Below are 8,383 nucleotides of genomic sequence, written 5' to 3'. Positions count from 1 at the left end.
CTTGCTGACGGAAGATTAGTAAACTTATCTGCTGCAAGAGGACAGGGACATCCTGCCGAAATTATGGACATGAGTTTTGCAGTACAGGCTTTATCTGCTAAACACATCCTCGAAAATGATTTGCCTGTAGGAGTAACCAAAGCTCCTGATGAAATCGATTATACCGTAGCATCCATGAAATTAGATGCAATGGGCATTGAAATCGACTCATTAACTGACAAACAAAAAGCTTACATGGCTAACTGGCAAGAAGGAACATAAATTTCCTTCCAATTTTACTTTTTTTCATGTCATATTTCAGATATATTGACAACGGTTCCGGTCCAACCAAACTATTTATTGGTGGAGTTCACGGAAATGAGGGTCTCACTTCTTTAAAATTCATTAAAAGAATCAATGAGGAGGATTTATCGCCGGGACAATTCTATTTTTATAATTTTGATAAAACCCCATATGTTTCCACTATTAAAAAAGAATATTATCAAACTGAATTAGGTTTAAAGATTTTGGATTTAATAGAAACCCTAAAACCGGATTTTTACACAGAACTTCACTGCTATAACCTCAAAAATTATGAAAAACTCACATCAATGGAAAGATATAAAAAAACAGGCATTCCTCCGTTGATAAAGTTGGGCAATTATATATTGGTGTCTTCAGTTTCACCTTTAATTAGAATGACCTATTTTTCAACAGAAACTGTCTGTAAAACTTTGGAATTTCCTTGCATTGAAAAATTAACTCCTAAACTCATAGACGAATATGATTTCAATAAAGATTTAGCTATTGAAACCTATGAGGATTTATTAAAGCTTATTTTAAAATCACCCTCCAGAAATCATTTTGAATGTCAAATGCTTAAAGATTATGCTCCTCAAGTTGATTTGGCTGTGAAGTATGCAAAAAAAGTATTTGGTGAAGATTTCCCACCATATTAAAGATATCGATGGTTTCCGGGTTAAAGGGTGGTGAGAAACCATCAACATCAGGATTCACTGATTATATTAAATATATCCTATAAACAGCATTCACCGCATCCATTACAGCTGCCATTTAAATCGTGTTTTGCAATCTGGGGTGTGTGGTGGTAGATTGCATTTTATATTTAATATAGGAATCCATTTAATAGTATAATTTAAGATTATTTAAATGTATTCTAGAACCACGCATCAAGACTTCCCTGTGAAGAGTTTAAATTCTTAAGTTTGTCAGATGCTTTTGTCACACGATTTTCAGAAAAACCATGTTCATAACATAAAAACTCGATTAGTTTATCTTGGTTTGGTTTTTCCCATTTGATTTTATAGTCAGTATTGACATTATGATTTAAAAACAGTTCTCTTATTTCATCCAGGTCATGTGTAGATTGTTTTTGGAGTTCAGCTAATTTTTCTTTAAGTTGGCCTTTGTGAGCTAATTTAAGTGCAGTTTTAGCACCAATCCCTTTCAGACCTTCGCAGAAATCTGTACCAATTAAGATTCCCATATCTATTAGTTCCTCTCTTGTAACATCCAATTCTTTTAAAACTCTGTTTAATTCGTAATATTCAAGATTTCCCAAATTTGAGTTAATTGCCAGGTTTCTTACAACTCTTTTTGCCCCGAATAGCAGACAGTCGTAATCCTGTGAAGCCACTGCATAAGCGTCACCGTTTGCAACAAGATATGCCGCTTGAGCTTCACCTTCTCCTTTAGCTTCAACATATGGTATTCCCATTAATGTTAACAGTTTTTTAGATGATTCAATAATTTCAGGGGATAGCTTTGATGATCTCATAGCAAACTTGCGTGCTTTTTCAGTATCTCCTTCTGCTAAAGCCTCTTTGTAGATTTTTTCTGCTTCGTCTCTCACTTCTCTTCTTTTTTGTTGGGTGTCGCTTTTAAGTTCTGAGGACTTTCCGTCAAAGACATAAATTGGTTTTATATCCTTTTCAACCATTGATGAGTTCCTATACAGTATTCCGCTTAGGTGTGAGGTCACATTTCCATGTTCATCAGTCAGTGGCCTTCCGTCTCTCTGCCTTATTGTTGATAAAAACTGGTAGAGAGTATTGAACGCATCAATGGATACGGCTCTTCCTTCAAGATCTTTAAAATCAATTTTTTCCGGTTCAATAATGTCTTTAAGTTTAACACCCATCTTTAACACCTTGGTTACATCATGAAATAGCTTAATGGATATGCTTCTTTAGACCAGATAACTATGTTTTTCTTGTGTATCAGTATAAATTCACGTGTTAACAGGTCTCCTTCGTTGTGAAATAGGTCTTGAAGTTTCGCATCCGGTTTTTCAAGATAAATTTTCTCTATTTTTGTTATTGTTTCTATTTCATGCTCCAGCAGTATTCTGCCGGTAGTTATATTTTCATTAAGTAATTCTTCAATGACGGTATTGCTGCATCTGTCTTTTGGGATGTAGGATAAGCCATAGACAAGAGGGCGGCCATGTTTATGCAGAATGACTTCTCTTATGTCTACTTCATCGCCTGTATTTATCTCAACTTTTTCGGCAATATCTTCATTTGCCTTTTCTATGTGCTGGTCCAATACGAATATGTTCATATCACCATACAGAATATCTAAAACTCTAGCGATGGGTCCCTCTACGGAGCAGAGTACCTTTTGTAAATTTGAGAGTTTTATATCGTTTTCATCTTCCAATTCCTTTATTTTTTCCCTAGCTACATTTGGAATTATGTCAGTTTTGGAATTCATGTAAACCACCTAAATTTCTGTGAAATAACTTACTGGAAACATTTCTTTAATCCACATCAATATGTCGTCATTGTTGATGATAACATAATCACGGGCTAAAAAGTCTTCATCAGTTTTGAATAAGTCCTGCAGCTTTTCATTTGGTTTTTCTATAAATATGTTGTTAACTTCTCTTCTAGACTCGATTTTATAATTTTTTAAAATTCTTCCGATAGGTATGTCTGCCCTTAATAAATCGGAACAGATTTCATCACTGCATCTGCCTAGCGGAACATGGGATATTGCATAAATCAGAGGTTGGTCTTTCTTATGCATTATAACTTCTCTGAAATTAATTTCATCTCCAACATTAACATTCACTAATTTGGCGTGATTTTCATCTGCCTTTCCAAAATGCTGGTCAATTGTAAACAGGTTAATTTTACCGTACAGAACGTCCAAAATTGCTGTAATTGATCCGTCTGTTGTCAGGAGAATTTTCTGTGTGTTGGAAAATGTTTGCCCGTATTCTTTTTCTAAATCATTTATTTTTTCAATAAGCCGTTTATTTGCTTCGTTTTTTTCTGTTGTCATTTAAATCACTTATAAGTCTTTAGGATTTGTAATAACTCCTGTAATTGCTGAAGCAGCTACTACTTTTGAATTTGACAGGTAAACAGATGATTTAGGGTCACCCATTCTACCTTTAAAGTTTCTATTTGTTGTTGAGATGCATGATTCTCCTTCAGATAATACTCCCATATGCCCTCCAAGACAAGGTCCGCAGCCAGGATTACAAATAATTGCTCCTGCATCAATAAAAGTGTCAATGTAGCCTAGATGCATAGCTTTTTTGTATATTTCTCTTGAAGCCGGAAGAATAAGTAATCTGATGTCATCGGATATTTTCTGATTTTCTAAAATATCGCATGCATCTTTTAAGTCTGATAGTCGTCCATTTGTACAAGAACCAATTAAACATTGATCTATCGCAGTTCCTTCAATTTTTGAGATGTCACAAACATTGTCAACATCATTTGGGCAAGCGATTTGCGGTTCCATGTCGGTAATGTCAAAGTGCATCTCCTTTGAGTATATTGCATCCTTATCTGATTTTACAATGTTCAGTTCGCCTTCGGTTTTGCCGGTTCTTTTACAGATGTAGTTAATCACGTCACGGTTAGGTTCCATTATTCCATTTTTGGCTCCCATTTCAATAGCCATATTACACATGGTCGCTCTTCCTTCGACTCCCATGTTTTCTATTGTTTCACCGCAGAATTCAGCGGTTTTATATGTTGCACCTGCTATTCCAATTTCTCCGATAATGTTTAGTATGATGTCTTTCGGTGCAATGTACGGGTTAAGCTCTCCTTCCACAGTCATTTTAATGGCTTCGGGAACCATGAACCAGGTTTTGCCGGTTGCCCAAACCATTGCAAGGTCTGTTGCTCCCATACCTGTTGAAAATGCTCCAAAAGCACCGTAGGTACAGGTATGTGAATCGGCGCCTACAATGACTTTTCCAGGTTCGACCAGCCCCATTTCAGGAACTACCTGATGGCAGATTCCTTCACCGTGAATAAAGTTTTTGGTAATGTTTTGAGTTTTAATGAAATTTCTGCAAACTTTTTGAAATTCTGCAGAACCGATTGTATTTGCCGGGATATTGTGATCAAAGATAATTGCTATCTTTTCACTGTCCCAAACTTTGTCTGCAATTTTTTCAAAGGTTTTGATGGCAGGAGGTGATGTGCCGTCGTGTGACATCGCAAGGTCGACTGGTATTTCTATGATTTCTCCCGGTGTCACCTCATGGCCCGCTTTTGAAGATAATATTTTTTCAGTAATGTTCATGATATTTATTCCTTTTTACTGATTTTTTTAACTATGTCCTTGAATACTTGGTCGTTAATGTATTTTCCCTCTTCTCTGGATTTTTTGACTTGTTTTACTATTTCGATAAGTTCTTCGTCACTAACGTCAAGTTCACATTCATTTAATTTTGCTCTAACGGCTCTGCATCCTGAATGTTTACCTAAAACAAGTTGTCTTCTTTGACCGACCAGTTCCGGAAGGTATGGTTCATAACATAAAGGCTCTTCAATAACCGCATCGACATGGATTCCGGATTCATGTCTGAATACGTTATTTCCAACAATAGGTTTGTTGTATGGGATTGGAAGACCGCTATATTTTGACACGAGGTCTGATAATTCCTTAATGTATTTAGTTTTGAAGCCGTAATCCTTTCCGTATAGGATTTTCATTGCCATGATGAGCTCTTCTAAGGAAGCATTACCTGCTCTCTCACCAATACCGTTAACGGTAGTTGATACAGCTTTTGCACCTGCCAAAACACCGGTGATCGAATTTATTACTGCCAATCCGAAGTCATTGTGCAAGTGAACAGCAAGGTCAATGTCAATGTCTTTTATAAGCTCTTCCACCAGGTATTTGATTCCTTGAGGAGTGATGGCTCCTGTGGTGTCGGCGATATGTACTCTGTCTGCTCCGCACTCTTGAGCTTTACAGTATATGCGTTTTAAAAATTCAATATCTGTTCTTGTTGCATCTTCTGCGGAAAATGCCACGAATAATCCGTGGTCTTTAGCATAATCCACTGCATTTTCACATAAATTGATAGCATCCTGTCTTGTAATGTGCATTTTATGGTCAAGATGGATGTCTGATGTTCCAACAAATGTGATTACTCCGTCCACGTCGCAGTCAAGTGCCGCATCAATATCTTCAGGTTTTGTCCTTGTCAATCCAAGAATTGTAGCATCAAGCCCTTCATTGGCTATTGCCTTCACGGTTTCCTTTTCTTTTTCTGAAACTATTGGAAAACCGGCTTCAATCTGATGGATTTTAAACTGATCAAGTTTTCTTGCGATTTCTAATTTTTCATCAAAGCTAAAACAAACTCCAGGTGTTTGTTCACCGTCTCTTAAAGTAGTGTCATAAATTGTAATGTCATCAGGAAATGTTAATTCAGACTCTTTATTATAATGACTTATAAAATATTGCAATATAATCACTTCTTAAAATTAATCTTAATATTATATATCTATAACGACTTTTTTATTTATATAAGTTTTCTAATAATTCCAGATAGGAGGTTCTTTCAAACCCGTCTGTGATTCCCAATTTCTCAAACAGTTCGAAAATTTCGTTTTGAGCTTCACTGTAGTCCTGGCCGTCTTCTAAGGCAACCTCTATTTCCATATATGGGTCAAGACCTTCAATATCATCTAGGGATATTTCAAAATTTTCGTATTCATAATACTGTCTGTTTTTTCTGATGGTTCTCACTTTTTTAAATCCGATTTCTTCGAAAATATCTGCGCATTTAACAGAATCTTCAATTCCCATTTCGATTTCTTTTCTTGTTTTTGATGCGGAATCTATTTTCGGACCTTTGTAGGTGATGAATATGTTGGTGTTGTCATTTTCTTTTGTGGTTCTGATTCTAAGAGCTTCGTCAGTTTGTGCAAAATCCACTACCGGGCTGTTAAAGTAAATGTCTTCCTGAAATTCCTTTTTGGTTTTTGTCGCACCGATTTCATCGAGTTTTTGCTCTATTTCTTCAAAGCTACTGATTTTGGCTTTAACTTCAACTTCTATCATAATTTAGCTCACATTAATTTTGTCGTGTAATAATTTCAATAAAAATACGATTAATTTGTACTGTTTATGCTGAAGTGCCTTTAAATATATTCTGTAAAATATCCGCAGCTCTTTTATTCCTTCATTTTTGTACCAATTAGGATATTTGTCGCTTACATGTTTAACAATCTCTTTTACTTTGTCTTCATTAAATCCTTCTAAAAAGCTGCTTCTGTAAACGGTCCCGATTAGGGTATGATAGACATTAAGGTATTCCAGTTCTGAATGGTATTTGTCAAAGATATTATTCTTTTTGGCAAAATCTTCATTGGTTTTGATCATGTCATAGCTGTCATATATTCTTTCGTCAAAAGTATGTGTGATTGATGTCGGATTTTGAATATATTGATATAAAGGCTTTTCAACAATTGAAATCTTTTTATTTGACATCATGTATAACTTGGGAAATGTTCCCAGATCTTCATACCATTTTCCCGGAGGGAAATATATGTCATTGTCCTTGAATAATGAGGTTTTATATAATTTATTCCATGCTGCCGGAAACCTGACCAGATTGTAAAAAACGCTTTTAAATTTATTCAGTTCAATTTTATTTTCAAAAACTCTGTTAAAATAACAGACGGAAATGTCAGAGTCATTTTCGATTAGGCTGTTATACAGTTCCATCAGATAATCTTTTTCAACATAATCGTCACTGTCTATAAAACAAACATATTTGGAGTCTATCATATCCAAACCAAAGTTTCTTGCTGATGAAAGGCCACCATTTTCCTTATAAACATATTTCATCCTTTCATCGTCTTTTATGTTCTCTTCAATTACCTCTTTTGTCCTGTCCTGGCTGCCGTCATCAACGAAAATGGCTTCAAAATTGGTATAAGTTTGATCTTTTATGGAGGAAATACATTTTCCGACAAGTTTTTCCATGTTATAACAAGGTATAATTATACTTATTTTTTCCATGTTGGTTACCTCAATATAGATATTAGATTTAGTTGACTTTATATAAATAATAATATTATTGCAATGATTTGCTTAATTTAAAATAATGTATTATCTTAATTTTTTTTAAAAATTATAGCTTATTTTCCATTTTTTTTTAAAAATTTTTTTGCCATTTAAATACTGTTGAGATTTTATTATTTTCTTTTTTATGATTTTATCATATGTATTTTTATAATATTTTTATTTAAAATATAACATTTATTTAAATAGTAATTTTGGAAAAATATCTGCCTCAAAATAGAATTCTAAATTATTTTTTTTTGAAATTTTTTAAAAATTTTGAAAAATGCGAAAAATAAACATACCTTTATATACTATTTAAACTATATATTTTATTAGTAAAAATTTAACGTATTTTTTTTGTTTTCTTTAAATTTTACTTACTGCTTTTAATAACTTATGGAGGTTTTAAATTTGACCGATGTTGATATAAAAATAGAAAACATTGTTGCTTCTGCAAGCATTGGTAAAGACATCGATTTAAAAGAAATTGAAAGCTCTAATATGTTGGAGGGTGTTTCTTATAATCGTGAACAATTTCCAGGTTTAGTTTTCAAACTTAAAGATCCAAAAACTGCAGCTTTAATTTTTGGTTCTGGAAAACTTGTTTGTACTGGAGCAAAATCTATAGATGACTCTAAATTAGCAATTAAGAGAACTGTAGATTTAATGAGGAAAGTCGACACAGACATTCCTGAAGAATTTGAAATAAAAATTCAAAACATTGTGGCTTCTGCTAACTTAGAATCCACATTAAACTTAGAGGCTGTAGCTTTAGAACTTGAAGATACTGAATATGAACCAGAACAATTCCCTGGTTTAGTATACAGATTATCTGACCCTAAAGTGGTCTTATTATTATTTGGTTCTGGTAAAGTTGTATGTACTGGAGCTAAAACCCGTAGCGATGCTAAATTAGGCGTCGAAAGAGCTTACGACAGATTAAGTGAGCTAGATTTAATATAATTTGGTGGTATTATTGATTAAACTTGTAGTATTTGACTTAGATAACGTTATTATTGATGGTGAAGCGATAGATGAGATAGGAAAATTA

The 8,383-nt window shown here is 34.0% G+C and carries 10 protein-coding genes; 3 read left to right on the top strand and 7 right to left on the bottom strand.

What is annotated here, in order from left to right; genetic code table 11:
• Both ACJMLH_RS03080 and ACJMLH_RS03075 read left to right on the top strand, forming a co-directional pair.
• Positions 1–261: adenosylhomocysteinase (locus ACJMLH_RS03080; RefSeq protein WP_405274622.1), on the top strand; the 261-nt coding region annotated here is incomplete at its 5' end.
• 26 nt (positions 262–287) lie between these two features.
• Positions 288–938: a DUF2119 domain-containing protein gene (locus ACJMLH_RS03075; protein ID WP_405274620.1), complete on the top strand. Its 651-nt coding sequence runs from the start codon at positions 288–290 to the stop codon at positions 936–938.
• Positions 939–1,156: 218 nt separating this feature from the next.
• Here the strand turns inward: ACJMLH_RS03075 and fen are convergent, their stop codons facing one another.
• Genes fen through ACJMLH_RS03040 form a run of 7 tightly spaced genes read right to left on the bottom strand, consistent with a single transcriptional unit; the run spans position 1,157 to position 7,287 of the window.
• Positions 1,157–2,140, bottom strand: a complete 984-nt coding sequence (fen, locus tag ACJMLH_RS03070; RefSeq protein ID WP_405274618.1) for a flap endonuclease-1 — start codon at positions 2,138–2,140, stop codon at positions 1,157–1,159.
• A gap of 14 nt (positions 2,141–2,154) precedes the next feature.
• A complete protein-coding gene (locus tag ACJMLH_RS03065) occupies positions 2,155–2,715 on the bottom strand; it encodes a chorismate lyase (RefSeq protein ID WP_405274616.1) in 561 nt (186 codons plus the stop codon).
• 9 nt (positions 2,716–2,724) lie between these two features.
• Positions 2,725–3,288 carry a chorismate--pyruvate lyase family protein gene (locus ACJMLH_RS03060; RefSeq protein ID WP_405274614.1) on the bottom strand — a complete coding sequence of 188 codons (564 nt, stop codon included), beginning with the start codon at positions 3,286–3,288 and terminating at the stop codon, positions 2,725–2,727.
• Between the two features lie 9 nt (positions 3,289–3,297).
• Positions 3,298–4,551 (bottom strand): homoaconitase large subunit, encoded by a 1,254-nt coding sequence (gene hacA / locus ACJMLH_RS03055; protein ID WP_405274612.1) that lies wholly within the window; start codon positions 4,549–4,551, stop codon positions 3,298–3,300.
• A 5-nt stretch (positions 4,552–4,556) separates the two neighbouring features.
• Positions 4,557–5,726: a homocitrate synthase family protein gene (locus tag ACJMLH_RS03050; protein WP_405274610.1), complete on the bottom strand. Its 1,170-nt coding sequence runs from the start codon at positions 5,724–5,726 to the stop codon at positions 4,557–4,559.
• 52 nt (positions 5,727–5,778) lie between these two features.
• Complete coding sequence (gene cyaB / locus ACJMLH_RS03045) at positions 5,779–6,324, bottom strand: class IV adenylate cyclase (RefSeq protein ID WP_405274608.1); 546 nt, start codon at positions 6,322–6,324, stop codon at positions 5,779–5,781.
• Positions 6,325–6,327: 3 nt separating this feature from the next.
• Positions 6,328–7,287 (bottom strand): glycosyltransferase family 2 protein, encoded by a 960-nt coding sequence (locus tag ACJMLH_RS03040; protein ID WP_405274606.1) that lies wholly within the window; start codon positions 7,285–7,287, stop codon positions 6,328–6,330.
• Positions 7,288–7,743: 456 nt separating this feature from the next.
• Between ACJMLH_RS03040 and ACJMLH_RS03035 the strand changes: the two genes are divergently transcribed.
• Positions 7,744–8,295, top strand: a complete 552-nt coding sequence (locus ACJMLH_RS03035) for a TATA-box-binding protein (RefSeq protein WP_405274604.1) — start codon at positions 7,744–7,746, stop codon at positions 8,293–8,295.
• Positions 8,296–8,383: the final 88 nt, after the last annotated feature.

The sequence above is a fragment of the Methanobrevibacter sp. genome, assembly GCF_045116495.1.
In the GTDB taxonomy this organism is placed as follows: Archaea; Methanobacteriota; Methanobacteria; order Methanobacteriales; family Methanobacteriaceae; genus Methanocatella.
Note: the sequence above shows the minus strand (reverse complement) of the source record. Positions and strands in the feature narration are given on the sequence as shown.